Source organism: Amphibacillus indicireducens (assembly GCF_039539605.1).
Lineage (GTDB): Bacteria > Bacillota > Bacilli > Bacillales > Amphibacillaceae > Amphibacillus > Amphibacillus indicireducens.
Genome location: NZ_BAABDL010000122.1, coordinates 1 through 19041, shown reverse-complemented (window position 1 = coordinate 19041; position 19041 = coordinate 1). Strand labels below are relative to the sequence as shown.

At 36.1% G+C, this 19041-nt stretch carries 23 protein-coding genes and 1 riboswitch; of the genes, 9 read left to right on the top strand and 14 right to left on the bottom strand.

Features of this window, described 5'->3' with window-relative positions; translation table 11 throughout:
- Positions 1–368: 368 nt before the first annotated feature.
- The 8 genes from ABD814_RS11335 (at position 369) to ribH (ending at position 7681) form a co-directional block, all read left to right on the top strand.
- Entirely contained in the window at positions 369–635 is a 267-nt protein-coding gene (locus tag ABD814_RS11335; RefSeq protein ID WP_344913227.1) for a DeoR family transcriptional regulator, read from the top strand.
- On the top strand, positions 569–1129 hold the full coding sequence (locus ABD814_RS11330) for a DeoR/GlpR family DNA-binding transcription regulator (protein WP_344913225.1): 561 nt from the start codon (positions 569–571) through the stop codon (positions 1127–1129). Before ABD814_RS11335 ends, ABD814_RS11330 begins: the two co-directional genes overlap by 67 nt.
- Before the next feature lie 44 nt (positions 1130–1173).
- Positions 1174–2103 (top strand): 1-phosphofructokinase, encoded by a 930-nt coding sequence (gene pfkB, locus ABD814_RS11325; RefSeq protein ID WP_344913223.1) that lies wholly within the window; start codon positions 1174–1176, stop codon positions 2101–2103.
- Positions 2090–4003: a PTS fructose transporter subunit IIABC gene (locus ABD814_RS11320; RefSeq protein ID WP_344913221.1), complete on the top strand. Its 1914-nt coding sequence runs from the start codon at positions 2090–2092 to the stop codon at positions 4001–4003. The genes pfkB and ABD814_RS11320 overlap by 14 nt, the downstream gene beginning before the upstream one ends.
- Positions 4004–4096: 93 nt before the next feature.
- Positions 4097–4234, top strand: a riboswitch (FMN riboswitch).
- 119 nt (positions 4235–4353) lie between these two features.
- Positions 4354–5424, top strand: a complete 1071-nt coding sequence (ribD, locus tag ABD814_RS11315; protein WP_344913219.1) for a bifunctional diaminohydroxyphosphoribosylaminopyrimidine deaminase/5-amino-6-(5-phosphoribosylamino)uracil reductase RibD — start codon at positions 4354–4356, stop codon at positions 5422–5424.
- Positions 5409–6029 (top strand): riboflavin synthase, encoded by a 621-nt coding sequence (locus ABD814_RS11310; RefSeq protein ID WP_344913217.1) that lies wholly within the window; start codon positions 5409–5411, stop codon positions 6027–6029. The genes ribD and ABD814_RS11310 overlap by 16 nt, the downstream gene beginning before the upstream one ends.
- Positions 6026–7207, top strand: a complete 1182-nt coding sequence (ribA, locus tag ABD814_RS11305; protein ID WP_344913215.1) for a GTP cyclohydrolase II — start codon at positions 6026–6028, stop codon at positions 7205–7207. Before ABD814_RS11310 ends, ribA begins: the two co-directional genes overlap by 4 nt.
- Before the next feature lie 12 nt (positions 7208–7219).
- Complete coding sequence (gene ribH / locus ABD814_RS11300) at positions 7220–7681, top strand: 6,7-dimethyl-8-ribityllumazine synthase (RefSeq protein WP_344913213.1); 462 nt, start codon at positions 7220–7222, stop codon at positions 7679–7681.
- A gap of 167 nt (positions 7682–7848) precedes the next feature.
- Here ribH and ABD814_RS11295 read toward each other — a convergent pair whose 3' ends face one another.
- The 8 genes from ABD814_RS11295 to ABD814_RS11260 all read right to left on the bottom strand — a co-directional run bounded on the left by ABD814_RS11295 (position 7849) and on the right by ABD814_RS11260 (position 13327).
- Positions 7849–8958 (bottom strand): CAP domain-containing protein, encoded by a 1110-nt coding sequence (locus tag ABD814_RS11295; RefSeq protein WP_344913211.1) that lies wholly within the window; start codon positions 8956–8958, stop codon positions 7849–7851.
- Between the two features lie 98 nt (positions 8959–9056).
- A complete protein-coding gene (locus ABD814_RS11290) occupies positions 9057–9908 on the bottom strand; it encodes a DUF72 domain-containing protein (protein ID WP_344913209.1) in 852 nt (283 codons plus the stop codon).
- 193 nt (positions 9909–10101) lie between these two features.
- Positions 10102–10491, bottom strand: coding sequence for a type II toxin-antitoxin system death-on-curing family toxin (locus tag ABD814_RS11285; protein WP_344913207.1), 390 nt, complete (start codon positions 10489–10491; stop codon positions 10102–10104).
- A gap of 2 nt (positions 10492–10493) precedes the next feature.
- Positions 10494–10742, bottom strand: coding sequence for an AbrB/MazE/SpoVT family DNA-binding domain-containing protein (locus tag ABD814_RS11280; protein ID WP_344913205.1), 249 nt, complete (start codon positions 10740–10742; stop codon positions 10494–10496).
- Between the two features lie 136 nt (positions 10743–10878).
- Positions 10879–11127 (bottom strand): spore coat protein, encoded by a 249-nt coding sequence (locus tag ABD814_RS11275; RefSeq protein ID WP_344913229.1) that lies wholly within the window; start codon positions 11125–11127, stop codon positions 10879–10881.
- 16 nt (positions 11128–11143) lie between these two features.
- On the bottom strand, positions 11144–11329 hold the full coding sequence (locus ABD814_RS11270) for a hypothetical protein (RefSeq protein ID WP_344913203.1): 186 nt from the start codon (positions 11327–11329) through the stop codon (positions 11144–11146).
- A 109-nt stretch (positions 11330–11438) separates the two neighbouring features.
- On the bottom strand, positions 11439–12824 hold the full coding sequence (locus ABD814_RS11265) for an alanine/glycine:cation symporter family protein (protein WP_344913202.1): 1386 nt from the start codon (positions 12822–12824) through the stop codon (positions 11439–11441).
- Positions 12825–13015: 191 nt separating this feature from the next.
- Entirely contained in the window at positions 13016–13327 is a 312-nt protein-coding gene (locus ABD814_RS11260; RefSeq protein WP_344913200.1) for a hypothetical protein, read from the bottom strand.
- Positions 13328–13663: 336 nt separating this feature from the next.
- Here ABD814_RS11260 and ABD814_RS11255 point away from each other — a divergent pair, with 336 nt between their 5' ends.
- Positions 13664–14140, top strand: coding sequence for a hypothetical protein (locus ABD814_RS11255; RefSeq protein ID WP_344913198.1), 477 nt, complete (start codon positions 13664–13666; stop codon positions 14138–14140).
- Between the two features lie 208 nt (positions 14141–14348).
- Here ABD814_RS11255 and ABD814_RS11250 read toward each other — a convergent pair whose 3' ends face one another.
- The 6 genes from ABD814_RS11250 to ABD814_RS11225 all read right to left on the bottom strand — a co-directional run bounded on the left by ABD814_RS11250 (position 14349) and on the right by ABD814_RS11225 (position 18960).
- Positions 14349–15233, bottom strand: a complete 885-nt coding sequence (locus tag ABD814_RS11250; RefSeq protein WP_344913196.1) for a DUF1186 domain-containing protein — start codon at positions 15231–15233, stop codon at positions 14349–14351.
- Positions 15234–15305: 72 nt separating this feature from the next.
- Positions 15306–15635: a type II toxin-antitoxin system Phd/YefM family antitoxin gene (locus tag ABD814_RS11245; RefSeq protein ID WP_344913194.1), complete on the bottom strand. Its 330-nt coding sequence runs from the start codon at positions 15633–15635 to the stop codon at positions 15306–15308.
- Between the two features lie 42 nt (positions 15636–15677).
- Entirely contained in the window at positions 15678–16484 is an 807-nt protein-coding gene (locus ABD814_RS11240) for a metallophosphoesterase (protein ID WP_344913192.1), read from the bottom strand.
- Between the two features lie 37 nt (positions 16485–16521).
- Entirely contained in the window at positions 16522–17118 is a 597-nt protein-coding gene (locus tag ABD814_RS11235) for a metallophosphoesterase (protein ID WP_344913190.1), read from the bottom strand.
- Positions 17119–17151: 33 nt separating this feature from the next.
- The gene (locus ABD814_RS11230; protein WP_344913188.1) at positions 17152–18351 is read right to left on the bottom strand and encodes a helix-turn-helix transcriptional regulator; all 1200 of its coding nucleotides are present in this window, start codon (positions 18349–18351) and stop codon (positions 17152–17154) included.
- Positions 18352–18543: 192 nt separating this feature from the next.
- Entirely contained in the window at positions 18544–18960 is a 417-nt protein-coding gene (locus ABD814_RS11225) for a hypothetical protein (protein WP_344913187.1), read from the bottom strand.
- Positions 18961–19041: the final 81 nt, after the last annotated feature.

The window sequence follows — 19041 nt, the reverse complement described above, 5'->3', positions numbered from 1 at the left end:
TGACAACAGCCATAACCCTTCATGTATATGGGGTCATGGCTGTTTTTTCTTTGTTTTAGCTGCAAAACTCAGGGTATTACTTAAGTAACATTGTATCTATTACTTTTGTACTGTCAATGGTTTTTAATACTATTTGTTTTTGTATTTTATTAACATTAAATATTCAATTTAACTAGCCTCCAACTTCCTCAATTAATTACTTCCCCTCATTTAGATACATTTTTATATACTAACTTCTTTGAGAATTTAAATATAAAATGTGTGCTTTGAACGTTTTTGATTTATTTTGAATGAAATTGATTGATTTTGATCGTTAGCTATTATATACTATATTTATAATGAAAACGTTAGCAAAGAGGTCGAATAGTATGTTATTTCAACACCGAAAAGAAAAGATTTTAACTTTATTATCAGAAAACAATACGGTCACGATTCAAGATCTAGTCATCAATACTGGGGCGAGTGAATCAACATTAAGACGTGATTTAATTGTTCTAGAAGAAGATGGACTCTTAACACGCGTTCACGGCGGGCTACTAGGGTTAAAAATATTGGCAAAGAACAAAAAATGGCACAAAAAGAAAGCATCAACCATGTCACTAAAGTTAAAATTGCTAAGTACTGTAACACTTTAGTTAAACCGAATAGTCAAGTTTATATCGATGCGGGTACTGCAACATTAGAATTAGTTAGAGTTTTACCAAACGACAAAAATATTCATATCGTTACTAATGGGGTTGACCAAGCCTTACTAGCCTTACAAAGAGGAATAAATGTTACTTTACTCGGGGGACCTGTCAAACAAAATACGCACGCAATCGCTGGTCTAACAGCCTATCAACAACTCGAACGAATGAACTTTTCTTTCGCATTTATCGGAATGAATGGGATCAATTTTGAAAATGGTTTAACAACAACCAATTTGGATGAAGCGATGATCAAGGAATGTGCCATGCAACAAAGTCATAAAATTCGTATTTTGATGGATGATAGTAAGATTGATCATGTGTATGAATTTAAAGTTAACGCACCTGCGCAAGCGATTATCTTATTGAACAAAGAAGCAAAAATAAATTCACCAAATACAATTGATAAATTAAGCAATCATTTTGATTTACACTTAATTTAAAGTCAGGTAAACAAAATCAAATACATTCAAAAGGAGAAGTCAAGATGCTGTATACTCTAACGTTAAATCCATCAATTGATTATATAATGCACATTAATGATGTTAAAGTAGGCGAAACAAATTATGCAAATGACGAAAACATGTTACCAGGTGGGAAAGGTGTTAATGTCTCACGCGTTTTAAATCAATTAGGTGTTGCTAACAAAGCATTAGGTTTTATTGGTGGACACACTGGACGTTTTATCGAAGACTGGCTCAAAAAAGAAGGCGCTGACCATGATTTTATTAGCGTCAACGGAGATACACGAATAAACGTTAAGTTAAAAGGAGAAGCCGAAACTGAAATTAACGGCAAGGGGCCGATAATCACCAAAGCTGATAGTGAAAAACTATTAACAAGGGTTAGACAGCTTAGGTCAACAGATACGATCATCTTATCTGGAAGCAAAAGTAGAGGTTTATCCGAAACTTTTTACAATCAAATTATCGATATTTGTACCGAACAAAATATTTCTTTCGTGATCGATACAAATAGTAAAGAACTTTTAGACATATTAAAGGAAAAGCCGTTTTTAGTGAAGCCGAATCAAGCAGAATTAGGCCAGCTATTTAACCAATCGATCCAGTCAAAAGAAGAAGCCATTTATTATGGTAAAAAACTTCAAGAGGGTGGTGCAGAAAATGTAATTGTTTCATTAGGTGGCGATGGTGCGATATTTATTGATCAAAATCAAACTTATCTTGCGGATTCACCGAAAGGAAAAGTCGTCAATACGGTTGGATCAGGTGATTCAATGATCGCTGGCTTCATGGCAGGAATTGAAAAAGGCTTAACAAAGCGGGAAGCATTTAAACTTAGTGTTCAAAGTGGTAGCGCAACTGCATTTAGCAAAGATTTAGCAACAAAAGAAGCGATTTTAGCACTTAATAATCAAGTTATAATAGAAAGGGTTGAAAATCATGAAAATGACTGATGTTATGCGAGAAGAATTAATGATTTTATCTCCTGAATCAACAACAAAAGAAGACATTCTTAACGAAATGACAAGAAGGCTTGTTGAAACAGGAGCAGTAGATGATTATGACACATTTAGACAAGCCATTTCAGAACGTGAAAAGAGTATGAGCACAGGACTTGGTGACGGAATTGCGATGCCTCACGCCAAAAATCAAGCGGTAAAGAAAACGTCTGTCGTATTTGCCAAGCATCAAACTGGCATTGATTTTGACAGTTTGGACGGCAAGCCGGCACGCTTATTCTTTATGATTGCAGCGAAAGATCATGCAAATGAAACACACTTAACGATCTTATCAAACTTATCAAAACTTTTAATGAATAAAGATTTTATTGAAGCACTGGATGCAGCTGACACACCACAGAGCGTGAAAGCTATCGTCAATTTAGCTGAAGCTGGATTGGAACAAGATCAAGCTAGTGAGCAACCTTCTACTGACGTTCAAAGTGATCAACCTTATTTAATAGCCGTCACTGCCTGTCCAACTGGTATCGCTCATACGTACATGGCTGAAGACGCCTTAAAAAATAAAGCAAAAGAAATGGGCATTAAGATTAAAGTAGAGACAAACGGCTCAGATGGGATTAAAAATCGCTTAACTTCTGAAGATATTAAAAAAGCAGATGGAGTCATCGTTGCTGTCGGTAAAAAGGTGCCTATGTCTCGCTTCAATGGTAAACGTGTCGTCGAACGTCCCGTTGCTGAAGGGATCAACAAGAGTGAGGCATTAATTAACGAGGCTTTATCTGGAAATGCACCCATTTATCGTACAAGTGGTAGTGACAAAGAATCTGATTCAAGCGATCACAGCGATCAAGACAGAAGTCAATTCTCTCTCAAATCAATCTATAATGATTTGATGAGTGGTGTATCGAGTATGCTTCCTTTCGTTATCGCTGGAGGAATCATACTAGCACTATCGTTTCTGTTAGAAGGATTTGTCGGCAGTGACTCACCAATTTTCATCGGCATTAATGAAATTGGTGGGGCTGCATTTAGCTTCCTTATTCCTGTTTTAGCTGGGTATATTGCCATGAGTATTGGTGGTAAACCTGCGATGGTGAGTGGTTTTGCTGGTGGTGCATTAGCAGTTAGTGCAAACGCTGGATTTTTAGGTGGCTTAATTGCAGGGTTTTTAGCCGGGTATGTCACGCTTGTCGTCATAAAATTATTAAAGAATATGCCTAAAAATTTAGCTGGGATTAGAACGATCTTATTATATCCTATCCTAACATTATTCACGACAGGGATTCTGATGTATTTTGTCTTTGGACCGATCTTTTCTAATATTAATCTTTCAATGATAAACTTCTTAGAAAATCTAGGAACGGGCAACCAAGTTTTATTAGGCGCTCTTCTCGGTGGTATGATGGCGGTTGATATGGGTGGTCCAGTAAATAAAGCAGCATATGCTTTTTCAATCGGAATTTTCACTGATACTGGTGATGGTAGTTTAATGGCTGCAGTTATGGTTGGGGGCATGATCCCGCCGTTAGCAATTGCTCTAGCATCAATCATCTTTAAAAATAAGTTTACTGAAGTGCAACAGCAATCTGCTCTGACAAATTTCATTTTAGGTCTTTCGTTTATCTCAGAAGGAGCTATTCCTTTTGCGGCTACTGATCCTATTCGTGTCATTGGTTCAAGTATAATAGGTAGTGCTATAGCTGGTGGACTGACACAACTTTGGCTAGCTAGTGTGCCCGCTCCTCATGGTGGAATTTTCACCATATTAGCCTTAGGTGAAAATCGTTTATTGCTAATTATATCGATTATTATTGGTACAGTGATTAGTGCATTGATCTTAGGTGTTTGGAAAAAGCCATTAGAGGAACAAATTATTTCAGACACTGCCTAATTAACAAATTAAACCTGGTATACGTTTAAATTAGATGTGTGCCAGGTTGTTGACATAAAAAAAACTAAATGTTATTCTTCTTATGAATTGAATATGTTTCTTCGGGGCAGGGTGTAATTCCCGACCGACGGTGACAAGTGTGAACTTGAAGTCCGTGACCCGCAATTATTTGCGGTTGATCTAGTGAAAATCTAGAACCGACAGTTAGAGTCTGGATGGGAGAAGAAAAAACTAATTAGCTAAGATGACAGGATCAGTATACCCTTTTTTGTCATACTTTCTTTTAGTCGATGAACCAAAGCCTCGTGTATCGAACACAAGGCTTTTTTATTTGGAAAGGAGGAAAATATATGCATGAGAAATACATGAAGCTAGCGATTCAAGAAGCTAAAAAGGGATTGGGTAGAACATTTACAAATCCTTTAGTTGGTGCTGTCATTGTCAATAATGATCAAGTCATTGCATCAGGTGCACATTTGGAATATGGCAAAGAACACGCCGAAATTAATGCCCTCTCATCATATACAGCCCCCGATAAACGATTCGATTCAATTCTCTACGTTACACTTGAACCTTGTAATCATGATGGCAAACAACCCCCTTGTACACAAGCAATCATTAACAGCGGGATAAAACAAGTGGTCATCGGACAACTCGATCCTAACCCTTTAGTTGCAGGTAAAGGCAAGAAAAAGTTAGAACAACATGGTATCAAGGTCATTACTGGTGTGCTAGAAACAGAGGCTCGCGAATTGAATCCTTTTTTCAATTGCTTCTATGAACAAAATCGTCCCTATATCACTTTAAAACAGGCAATTACTTTGGATGGTAAACTATCATTAGATTCAAAGCGCACAGCAATCACGGGAAAGGATACTTATCAATACGTTCGAAAAGAGCGCAATCATTATCAAGGGATCTTAGTTGGAAGTCAAACGATTTTAACAGATAATCCTTTTCTGCTGGGAACAGATCAAACCTTGCATCCAATTCGGATCATTCTAGATCGGCGCGGTCGATTATTCAACCAACTTGATCTAAATATTTTTATTAATCAAGCTAGTCCAGTTTGGATTTTCACCGAACGAAAAGTAAAAATTAAGCTTCCAAAACATGTTGAAGCAATCGTTCTCAAAAGCGCTACAGTCAAATCGATTATCAAAGAATTAACGAGGAGAAATATCCACTCTCTCTATGTAGAAGGTGGAGCGAAAGTTCATGACTGCTTTTTAAACAGTGGTTATTGGGATCAAATGATTACTTATATCGCACCAAAGGTCATTGGCGGCAACGGCGTGCCAGCAATGTCAAGCACAAGAGAAGTTAATCAAGTGATTGAATTAACGAATGTTACGGTTGAATCCATTCATGATGACTTGAGAATTTCTGGGAGAAGGTGTTGGAATTGTTTACTGGTCTAATTCAAGAACAAGGAAAAATCCTAAAAGTTAATCGAAAGGCACATACAGTGCAGTTGACTTGCCAAGCTTCAGAAAAAATATTAGCTGACTATCAAATTGGAGATAGTATGGCGATTAACGGAGTTTGTCTAACAGCAATTGCTAAAACTGATTCCCACTTTACCGTTGATATCATGCCCGAGACTTTTTACCGGACAACTTTTTCTAAATTAAAAATAAACGATCAAGTAAATTTGGAACGTGCACTCTCTTTCCACGGAAGATTAGAGGGTCATTTAGTATCCGGGCACATTGATACAACCGTTCGATTGATCGAAAAAAGGAACCATGAAAATGCATTGATTTTAACATTTGACTATCCTAAAGATCAACAAGGTGAAATCATTCCACAAGGGTCAATTGCAATTAATGGCGTTAGCTTAACTGTCACAGATGTGCAAGCACGGTCTTTTTCTGTTAGTTTAATCCCACATTCAAAGGATCAGACAAATTTAGGAACGTTAAATCGCGGTGAGTATGTTAACGTTGAAACAGATATGATTGGAAAATATATTAAGGCACAAGCTCATCTTACTGATAAAGTAACGGGAGGATTTCTACAATGACTAAACATATTGAAAAAGCGATCGAAGACTTAAAACAAGGCAAGCTTATCATTGTCGTAGATGACGATAATCGTGAGGCTGAAGGAGATTTAGTTGGTTTAGCAAGCTTAGCAACGGCTGAAACTGTGAATTTCATGACCAAACATGCGCGAGGTTTAATCTGCGCACCTATTTCTGAAGCCATTGCGGATCATTTTGGCCTCACAGAAATGATAAAGGAGAATACAGATCCTTACAGAACAGCGTTTACGATCAGTGTCGATCATAAGGAAACCTCAACAGGAATTTCTGCTTTCGATCGCGCAAAAACAATTAAAGAATTAGCTAACCTGTCTAACAACGAGCAAGCATTTCATAAGCCTGGCCATATTTTCCCGTTAATCGCAAAAGAAGGGGGCGTACTCGAGCGAAGAGGCCATACTGAAGCAGCGATTGATTTAGCCAAGCTTGCAAACGAACCACAAGCTACCTATATATGCGAAATCTTAAACGATGATGGGACAATGGCACGAAGACCGCAACTAGAAGCATTAGCTGCCGAGTGGAAAATGCCAATCATTAGTATCGAAGAATTAGTGACTTATTTGACCGCAAATCAAGAATTAACAGTCAAGCTACCAACATCTTATGGAGACTTTGATTTAACTCTGTTCGAGGATCAAGCAAATAAAGAGCACCTTTTGCTTTCTAAAGGTGAAATTAGAAGTCTTCAAGAGCCTTTACTGATACGTGTCCACTCTGAATGTCTCACAGGTGATATCTTTGGCTCACATCGTTGCGATTGCGGCGAACAATTACACGAAGCAATGCGGATGATTGAAGAAAATGGCATCGGAGCAATTTTATATTTACGCCAAGAAGGACGTGGAATTGGTTTAAAAAACAAACTGAAAACCTATCAGCTTCAGGAAAATGGTCTAGATACATTTGATGCAAATATCGCACTAGGTTTTGAACCGGATGAGCGAGATTATCACTTTGCCGCCCAAATTCTTAAGTCGCTAGGAATTAAAATGGTTAACTTAATCACAAATAACCCAGATAAAATCGAACAATTACAAGCGTTTGGCATCGAAGTCGTTGAACGTATTCCATTAGAAGTCAGACCTGAAAAGGAAAACCTCAATTATTTAAGAACAAAAAAGGGAAAATTTGATCACCTATTATCAATTAACTAAAGGAGAATTAATATGCCAATATTTGAAGGTAATTTTAACGGAGAAAATCTAAAAGTAGGAATTGTGATCGCTCGATTTAATGAGCTAATCACTTCTAAGCTCTTGTCTGGGGCAATTGACAATTTATTACGACACGGAGTTAAGGAAGGAAATATTGATATTTATTGGGTACCTGGTGCATTTGAAATTCCTTTTATCACAAAAAAGTTAGTTAACAATCACAACTATGATGGAGTAATCACACTTGGGACTGTGATCCGCGGGGCAACGACACATTATGAATTAGTTACGAATGAAGTCGCCAAAGGAGTCGCACAGATTGGACTAACATCAGATATACCGGTTTTATTCGGTGTGCTAACAACAGAAACAATCGAACAAGCACTTGAACGAGCTGGAACAAAAGCTGGCAATAAAGGCAGTGAAGTTGCACAAGGATTACTAGAAATGATCTCACTTAATAAAGCGATATAAAGTGAATCTTTAATTCAGTAAAAAACTAGGCTATGGCGATTAGACGTACATTCATACCACCGAGTACACCATTTTTGTGCTCGGTGGTTTATTTTAAATCAGTCATCATTGATATCAGTAAATCATTCTTGAATTTCAAGTTTTTGTTATTTTCATCGTTTATTATTTTAATCTGTAAAAAAGTTCTCCGTATAAAAAGGGTGCTGATCTCGATTAAAGGCAACGCCAACTCCTAATTTAGTGAAACCATCGTGCAAAATATTCTCACGGTGTCCTGCTGAGTTCATTAATCCTTGATGGGCAAAGATACTATTAAACTGTCCATAGGCAAGATTTTCCCCAGCAAGTCTAAAACGAATCCCATCTTCAATCATTCGATCCGAAAGAGATTGATTAGCTAAATTTGTATGACTAAAAAATTGATTTTCAGCCATATCTGCACTATGCTTTCTTGCCGTTTCTCTGACATTCTCTTCCCACTCTAGAATAGACAAACCATTGTAAACACGTGTTGCATTCGTTAAATCAAATAGCTGATACTCAAATCCTTCTTTCAACGCTTGACTGCCAGGTGGATAAAGGTCATTTTTGATCATTTCTATTTCTGCATCGATTAATTGAATCGCGGTTACACGATCACTTTCATGTAGGTCATAAAAAATGGTCACATAATTTCCGTCTATTCGGTAAATATCGTATTCGTCTTCGCTATTGATTTGATAACTAAAACTGTCATAGTGAATGAACTCTTCAGATTCACCCAGGGTTTCATGTACAAGTGATCTCGTATCGCCTATTTCGAGACCAAACTGTGAAGTGAGCAAATCTTGATTAGTAAATAAACCACGAACAATCTCGCCATCATCATAAGCAACCATGATAAAGTTTTGATAGTTCTCGTGATAAGTAGACCAAGCTAAACCATATTCATTCTCGCTTTCTCGCATAGCAGCTCCATAGCGTTGTTCAACGTCCCCTTTCGCATCTCCAATTTCAACGTTACCAACTGAAAAAACTTGTTCGTCTGGGATCGATAAGGCTATTTTTTTGACAGGTTCTTGTTCTTCATCAGGGATAGTGGGGTGAAGCGACAAATACTGTTCTCCCAATTGATCATGAGAAAAGTCCCCATCAATGATTTGAGTTGTGAATTCCTTGATTGAGTAAAACGTATCGCTGACCGATTCAGGAATCATTTCATGAACCGATTCCTCCCAGAGTGGCTTTGTCACAAAAGCGAACATAATAATTAACAATGAATAAAAAAATCGCTTCAAATAATTAGCCCTCCTTACAATATTTCAAGAATTCCTTTAGGTAAGAATAGTATTCCCGTTTTTTTAGTTTTTGAACATCTTTTGAATATAGTCTAAAGTTAAAATAGTCGTAACTGTTGGGGTGCTAGACCGTCATAATCAATATCTAACATCGTTTGCAATGTTTTAGCGTTACCAGCAGCATCCCCACCAGAGTTATTATTAAACAAAACATAGACATCTTTTGTTTCTTTAGCAATTTGCAAGATTCGCTCGCGCCATTCTAGTAATTCAGTCTGATTGTATTGGTAGAGATAGCGCACTTCACGCCAATTCGTTTCTTTATCCTTCGGCCGATTCCAGCCATAGACATTTCGTCCATGAAAGCGAATCAACGTTTTTCCTGGATTCGTCACAACTGGAACAATTGGAATTGAGCCATCACCAACTTGTGGTTCATCAACGATCGTATGAATCCAATTATCTTCGCGCATGAGCTCAATTGTTTGTTCACGGTTCTCTTTCCTATACCAAGATTGGTGTCTAAATTCTAATGCAATTGGAAATTGATCCATTTTTTGCACACAATAGCGGAGATAAAGCATATGATCTTGTGAAAAATCAAACCAAGGTGGAAACTGAAATAAGACCATCGCTAATTTATTCGCCTCAATCAATGGTTCAATCGATTCAATAAAAGCACCAAACATCTCTGACTTTGACTGAAAAGGTGCATTCGTTCGTTGATGTCCGGTCATTCCTTTAAAAGCTTTGACGACAAACTGAAAGGAATCTGGTGTTTCATTAATCCATTTTTTCATATTACGAATCGGCTGGACGGCATAATATGATGCATCAAGTTCAACGATCGGAAAATGACTACTATACGCTTGGAGCCGTAGATTACTTTTTGTATCAGGCGTATATAAATCAAAATGATCACGCCAACCCGTTAAGCCTAGGTAAATCAAGCGACTCATCCTTTCTTTTTGCGACTTTCCTTATTTTATCAAAAACTACTTACTTTGTCAGTTAATCAGATTACAAAAATTTTAACAATCGAGTCTTCAGGTATTGCACCTAGTTTTACGGCATCGGTGAAGAAACGGCAGATGTTTTGCTTCTGTATGTATTTGACGAGCCCGCTTTTTAGCTGGATATACATTAAATCTTGCTTGAATGCTCTTGAATGATGCTGGAGATTTCAGAAACAGAATAATGTTTTAAGACTACATTCACCGTAAAGTCAACTTTTTCATCAGTTTCCATAATGAATTCAAAACCATTGTATCTTATGAAAATAGTTAATGACTGGAGTGCAGTTCTTTTGTTACCGTTAATAAAAGCATGATTTAGTGCAATTGACTCAAATAAAGCAGCAGCTTTTTCAAATACAGATTGATATGTATCTTCACCTCCAACTGTCGTTTGAGCTCTTAAAACTGCAGATTCCAACAAAGCATGATCTTTGATCCCTATCGGTTCCGTAGGACTATATTTTTTAATCACAAACGTGTTTATCGCAATGACTTCTTTCGTTGTTAAATATCTCATTACTATTTATCAACCAGTTTTTTTAATGCTTCACCATGCAATTGAGCTGTCTCTTCTAAAATTTCAAAAAAGTCCGGACTGATCCCATCTGGCAAAGATACTTTTTGAACTTTTCTAATTGTAATTGTATCCTTATCTGTCTTTACTTCTACCATATCTCCGCACTGTATCCCTTGCTCTGCAAGCATCTCGATAGGCAATGTGACACCATAGCTTTTACCGATTTTTATTACTTTTCTTTCGTTAGCCATTATTACACCTCATTTTTATTTGTTATAACGATTATAACCGTTATAACAATTAAAAACAACTGTAAATAAGAAAGTTGATTCAAAAAGGAGAAAATTAAAAGCCATCTCAAGTAGAGACGGCTTTTAATCATGCTGACTAACTAGATGTTAATTGTGATTTCGTTTGTTGAATGACTTCTGGTGATGCTGGTGCAGCTGGCTGATAATATCCCTTTTGCAAGGCATATTCGTATACCGTTCTTTGGCGATTCTCATCTTGATTGCGTAGCTGAATCAGCGTCTGTCTTAATTGTGGATTATTGGATTCGCTAATATAATTGGCATAACCGGTTAAACTGCTCTTCAATCCTGCTAAGTAATCATTAACCATATCTTTTTCTTGCAACATTTCAATTCTCTCCTTATCCAAAAAAGGTTAATAGTTTTTGTTCTGCTTGTTTTGCGGCTTGTCCGTCGGTTTCAAAAATTGTCTTTAACTGTGGGTCTGTGCAGTTTTGTCCATAAAACGCTAATTTATTAGCAATCATCCCATGACCACCGATAATATGACGAAGATTCTCCACTTCTAGTTCTGTTAAGTTGCTCATCATGCACCCTCCTCTGTTCATTTTCATCATTTTTAAGTTAACCATTTTTCAAAAAACGATACAAAAAAACGAATGACACCTTTTTTCAAGGCACCATTCGCTTAATGTACTACTTCTTTTTATGATGATCAGTTGTATATGTTGCAGGATTATTTAATAAAAAATTCTCCTCATAATCTTTGGTCACTTTGACGACAAGTGAGCCCAAGCCAAGTAAGGCGATTAAGTTTGGAATCACCATTAAGCCATTAAAAACATCCGCTAATTCCCAAACAATTTCAGCTGTCATACTCGTGCCAAAAACAATAAAGATTAGCACGAGTATTTGATATGGCATAACGCCTTTTTTTCCAAAGAGGAACTTAATGTTTGCTTCAGCAAAATAATACCAACTAATAATTGTTGAAATTGCAAAAAAGAACAAACAAATTGCGATAAAAGTTACCCCAAAACTGCCAAATCCGGCTGAAAACCCAGCCTGTGTCAATTGTGCTCCAAACAAACCACTTGAAAAAGCATCCGTCGTTAAAATAACAAGTGCGGTCATCGTACAAACAACACCGGTATCAATCACAACACCAATCATCGCCGACAGACCCTGTTCACCTGGATGCTTAACTTTTGCAACTGCATGAGCGTGCGGTGTCGAACCCATACCAGCCTCATTCGAAAACAAGCCCCGTGCAATTCCATAACGTATTGCTTCCTTAATTGAGACACCAACCACTCCACCTGCCACCGCCGACGGCTTAAATGCCTCTTGAAAAATCATTTGAAATGCAGGTAAAATCATCTCATAATGCATAAAAATAATCGTCAACGAACCGATAACATAAAATGTTACCATAATCGGGACAATTTTTTCTGTAAACGAAGCAATTCGTGCAACACCACCTATGACGATTAAGCCAACTATAACGGCGATGATTATTCCAGTCAGAAACTTCGGTATCCCAAACGCTGTATATGTTGCCTCCGCGATCGAACTTGATTGTACCATGTTTCCCATAAATCCTAGGGCGATAATTAAGAGTACCGCAAAAATACTGGCCAAGAACTTACTGCCAAGACCTTTCTTTATGTAATATGCAGGTCCACCAGTCACTTCGCCATCTTTACGCTCAATATATAACTGCGCTAAAATCGCTTCAGCAAAAATCGTTCCCATCCCAAAAAATCCACTTATCCACATCCAAAACACTGCACCAGGACCACCAGAGGCTACTGCTGTTGCAACCCCAGCAATATTTCCCGTACCAACTTGCGCTGCAATCGCAGTAGCCAGCGCTTGAAACGAACTCATTCCATCCGCATCCGCTCGATCACCCTTCTTAAATAAACCACCAAAAGTTTGTTTAAATGCTCGCTTAAACTGACGAACTTGTAACCCTTTGAGTCGAATTGTAAAAAGTACACCCGTTCCAACCAATAAGATTAACATTGGTGGTCCCCACAAAATACTGTTAATATACTCAATCACTGTTGAAAAATTCATTTGCTCCCCCTTACCTTTCATTTTCTTCTGAATATACTGAATTTTTAATCTTGTTTAATTATGCGTTTCTCTGTTTTTTTATAACACACACAATTATTGACCAATATACTCGAAGTGAATGAATTTGGGAAGTCTTTTTTGATTTGTTCATAGAATTGTTGGAATTCAGATAATCATGCACATATCTTTTCTTATGATTGATTCATTTCTAATTTTAAATGAACATAAACAATGATCCAAGATAAAAAGATAGCGATAAAATAAATTGTAATTGCAACAGGAATAGTTGGTTTGAAAACTAGTGTGATTAATGATGTAAGTAAACCTAATATTACCCACAGTCGGCCTACTTTGACATTTATTCTTTGTTTACAACTAAACAAAAAGTACAGAGGAATATTCCAAGAAAGTTTTTTATACTTTTGAAATAGGTAACCACCTATAATTAAAATAACACCTGGAATAAGAGTTAAAAGCAGCTTTAAAAGTTGATCATCGAACAACTATAATCACCTCCTAAATTTTATTTTAAACTATAAAGCAAATCACTTGGTCAGGGAGCTAACATAACTGATCTCGCTGATACCATAATTTCTTGATATAGAATATCCTTACTCAAGTATATTTGTGAATAAGTTAACATACTTTGTTATTTAAAACAAGACTTTCACCAATTTTGGGTGCTGTTTCTTTTCTTAAATATGTAGGTAAAACTAGGAATGATATTGTTTTTATGTGTTATTCATTGTACTGTTATATTACAGCAAGATAAAAACATTGGAATTTTCAGTCGCTATGATAGAGGAACAACCTTTATTTTAAAATAAGGAGTGGGAAGCTTGATAAAATATTTAATGAGGTTCATCTTATTACTAGCTTATTTGTTTTTACTAGCAAGCTGTGCAAATGAATTAGAGAACACAGAGGTTCACGTGCCAGATGTAAAAATTAACGGTACATTAATCGAATTAGCAACACAAACAATCTGTTGGAGTGCTGAAGAATGCTTAGACATTTTAGGAGCAAGCAACAGCGAATTGACCATCGACAAAGTCGCGACAATTAATCACTTTTCGAAGATTGGTGAAGAGCTTACGATCACATTTCATGATACCCCAAAACCAGACACAATCAATCTAACAATAGAAGAAATACCTGAATATCATGATCAGTGGTCCTACAATGGAAATACAATAAGAGCAACCTTACCTAACAAATCAGGAACATACACATACAATATACTTGTCTATTGGCACGGTGAAAAAGCATCGACAGCAGGACTTGCCAATTATCAATTTCAGATAACTGTTGAATAGGAGCTTTCGATAACATACATGTGTGAGTTCCGTAGCATACACTCCTCATACACATTTACTTCAAGATACTGGTGACTCACCTTTTGAATTAAGGAAACAAGATATTTGTTATCCTGTTTCCTTAGCACAGTTTTTGTGTTGCTTGGTCAAGTAGCACTATAATGATCTGGTACCTTTCCAGAGACACTTGTCAAATAGTCTAATATTGTTAAGAAGCTCCGCAACATTTTTTGTATTTTTTCCCACTACCACAAACACACGGTTCATTACGACCAATTTTCAACTCTTGAACAATTGGTTTATTTCTAGAGGGAATTTTAAAACTTTTTTTGGGCATCCTTGGTGACTTTGTCTTTTTCTGATTAAAGATATGCCACCATTGCAATTCTTCAATCGTATCGTCAATGTACTTTTTGTGAGGATCACTTTTACTAGATTCCAATTTCAGCTCTTTATCCAACGTCATGTCAGTTTTGACACCATCTAAATTAACCACCCATGTATCGACTAATCCCTTTTCGTAAGCCAACTGTATGTCTTCAAATAATTCGTCTAAATGTAAGTCGCACGCAGACATAATAAGCTCTGCAAATAAATATGGCGTCATCTTCTCATCTTTTAATAGTTTTTGATAATAGGCTACTATCTCCTCACGGTCTAACTGCTCATATAACGTCAAGATCGTTATCGCACATATCGCCTGCCCTCTAGCATACTCATCACACTCTACGTTTTCCACCAACTGTTTTAACGCATCTAGATCGCCGTTGTAAACTGAAGCTAGTATTCTCCCACTACCTTCAGTAAGGAAATCACCAACCGTCCGATCTAATTCCGATTCTGACCAATGTAATAAGTGAAGCAACTTGGGAAACAATGCTTGTTCCCTAAATTGACCCAATAGATAGAACGCATATAGATGACCAAAATAGCCAGTATTATCAGAAGCAATACTTGGATCATCGATAAATTGATCGACAACTTGTAATAACTCTGGTATCGCTTCTTCTTTATTTGCTATAATCTCTTCTAGTTCTTTTTTAGGGAATTTCCCTTTTTCAACGAAACTTATATTTTTGATTACTTCTTTCATAATGACCAGCCCCTTTGTTATCAATTAATCTAATTATATCCAGATAAATTTGGCAAACTGAAACTAAAATAGTTATATTTCTTCTTTCCCTATCGCCTTACCAAACAATTCATCTGCTGAATTTTCCCCTACGCACTGGGATAGGAGGGCGTCCAATGTGTCACATTTAATTTCACGAAGTTCTTCTACTCCTTCATCTCCGAATTGTTTAATTTCGCTTAGAACACCAGCATTTTGCAAGTATAATATTTCTTGAATTGCAGCCCAGTATTTTTTATTAATAAGAACAGCCCCAGTATTGTTTTCACTACAAGTAATTTCAATTGGATGATTATCTTCATTAACTTGTTTAATTAGTTTGTCGAGATTTTTCCTTGCTTCTCCTAAATTAACACTTAACATAACGGACGCTCCTTTTAATTAGTATTGAAATAAGATTATTTATTAATTTAATTCAGTTATCCGATATTCAATCCACTTACCATCAACAGTTTTTTCAAAGCTAGAATATGTTTTTGTTTTCGTCTCGTATTTTAATATAGGAATAGTTTTACTGCGTGGCGTATCACCATCAATGAAAAAATGATTTTCCTGATCCCAGTACACTCTACCTAAATAGCTTTCATCACCAGCAACCTCGGCACTCGATATATGACCTGCAATAATATCTTTATAGAAAGGGCCAGTTTCAGCTGGATACTTCCAAGTGAATTCAGATTCTTCAGTTGCATGCTTCCACAATTCCGGATCAACTTCTGAGATGCCAGCATGAACATAAATTTGGTTGTCAGTTTCGTAAAAAAATGATTTATTTTTGGTGAGTAACCACTTAATTAATTCTCCATGTTTACGCTCAAGTTCGTCTTTAATCAACTGACTCATTTTAAATGGAGCGCCTTGCAAATCGACCAACTTATCATAAATTATATTCCATTGACTTGGTTCAAAAAAACTCTTCGTTGTTCGCAATTGAATATCTGCAGCGAGCCAATGATTTTCAAGGTCACTGAAAAACCAATCAAGAAACATTTGATCATGATTGCCGCTCAACACAACAACTTGACCAGGATAGGTTTGCTCCAATTGTTTGATATGGTACAAGACTGCACAACTGTCAGGGCCACGTGAGATATAATCACCAACAAAAATAAGCTTATTACTTTGATCGGATTTTAAATCAACTAAACTTAAACTATCTAACATCTCTTTGTAATAACCATGTATGTCGCTTAATCCGTAGATTGTTGACAAAGGAATCTCCCCTTTATTACATAATTATCAGAGAAAATTAGTTCAATTCCATAATTTCATTAAACAAAATAACAATATCACCATCTAAGCGATCAGTATGAAAGTGACCAAAAAACCATTGCTTATAACTAATTTTTTCCTCTAACTCATCTAACCAAATTTCTGTTGATTGATCGACAGTACCTTGATCAATTGATGACAAAAATTCATCAGTTGGCAGATACTTTAGCGGACCCGTATGCGTAAGAACAATATCCACTTCCCAGCTTTCCTTGTCTAACTTTGCTTCAACGATCGATTTTGTCCGTTGATCTGGTTGTTCTGAATCAAACCAAGGCAAACCATTTCTGAGACGATAAAATTTATCAACACTATACGCACCACCGATAACAATTGCCTTTTTACCATCAAAATCATAAATCTCCCCATCCTCTGCGAACAAAAGATTCGGGTACTCCTCTTCATAAAAAACTAAGCCACCGCGCCATTGTTTCTCTTCATATGTTGAAATATTATAAGAGCGCTCTTCATGATTGCCATGAATACAGAAAAAAGTAATCGGAAGTTGTGATAGTTCTTCTTTCAACTGGTCATCATTAGCATCAAGATAATAGTTAACGCCTACATCACCCAAAATGCTTCTATCATAACTTTTTCAAAATAAATGCTACACACCATATTTTTCATTCAGCCTTTTAATTTTTCCAATAACCGAATCTCTGACATCATTCGGTTCTAATACCTCTACTCGGTCACTATACTGTAGTGCCCAATTAACCATCGCAAATGGACTACAAGTTACTTGAACGATATCATCAAAAGGCGCTTCATCTTCTGTCCTAAGATAACGAAAAGTGTCTCCAAACCAATCATACATAAATGTATAATCTAATTTTAAACGTTCAGTTTGACTTCCTTCTCTCTTCGGACTCTTAATTTTTAATATAATTGGAATTGGTTTATCATAAGACATATTTAAGTGAGATAATTGAAAATCCTCACTCCACTCTCTAGGAAGATTTTCTACTTCTTTCTTATTTACTCTTTGGATTCCCTTTATCCTTTTCTTTTCATCACGTTCAGGAATTTCAACATCAGTCATTAAATCAATGCGCCAAATTGACATGTTTTTTAACGTTTGCTGATCACTTACAATTTCTTTACATGCCAATAAATAATAGCGTCCACCATTTGCAACAATATAATAAGGACTTACTGTATCTCTTTTATCTCTAACTGGTTTCAACTCTTTTTTATGATTATAGCCATTAAATTGAAAGCTTATTTGAACATTATCATCGATTGCTTGTTGAATTGTTAATAGATTGTCCCGAAGGATATCCCTATCAACTAGTAATATTTCCTGCACCGTACAAATCTTTTTCGGACCAGTAGGATAATACTTTGTCGTTAAATTATCTTCTATCTTACTAATCAATTGATTGGCTGTTTCTGTATCAACAGTTTTAGAGAATAGTATACCTTCAATTAATGCGTTAATTTCTTCATAAGAAAATAAATGATTATAATGAAGTCCTCGAATTGGCATTCTAGGAGGGCTATCCAACTCATCATCAAAATCATCATCTTCAACGTCACTACCAAACTGTCTTTCAAATTCTTTAAATATAATTTTCCAATCTTCTCTAGGCTTAACATCATATTGATCAAAGTTCATTGCCATCGCCATATTAACAACTGTGTCATTATAAGTTTCTTTATCACCGATATATTCAGCCACTTCTGGTACTCTTCTTAATGCAGCTTGAGTAATTGTATGTTCACTATCAGTATGTTTTTTAAGGTATTCTAAAATTCGATATGAACGCTCAAATTTTGTTGGACGATTTGATTTTCGCTGCGCCACATGGTTCACCTCTTTGAATCATATTAGTAATCAACGAATGCTCTATTTATTGAAGATGTTACAAGTTTTTTTATTATTAGTAGAAATAAAACAAAATTCTCTACCCTATCAAGAATTTTAGGCCAAATTAATCTTCGGCCTCAAAGAAGTTTGTTATTTATCTTTTCAAATTAAAAACTGTTTAGATGTATTTCACCATAAAGTTTCATTTATTGCTTTTGAATTTTCTAATATGCCTTCAATTGAATTTAGTTTGTACTTGTCTGTATACAATGGAATCTGCGGAATTAAGATGTTTTTATTATCCAATAAAAACTTAACTGAATCTAGCGTTGATTTATTGTTATTTAACCTTTTTTGGATGACTATATCCCCTAACTCTAGATCCTCGAGCATTTCTTTTAAATCCACAATAGTCAAATCTAATCGATCCTGAATTTTTTGATTGGATTTGTATGTTTTTAACCGGAAACCCCTCGCTGAATTATATCCATATGGAACCAACATCAAATTATTTTGCGTATGAGTTACTTGAGCCCGTTTCTCTAATTCCCTCAAACATTCCAACTCAATTTCATCTTCTAATAATTCCGGAAATTTTGAAATCAATATATAAAAGCCTGCATTATTCATAACTTGATTTTTTATAGGTGATTTGCCCATTAAATTGCCAAAAGTGAATGCCAGTTA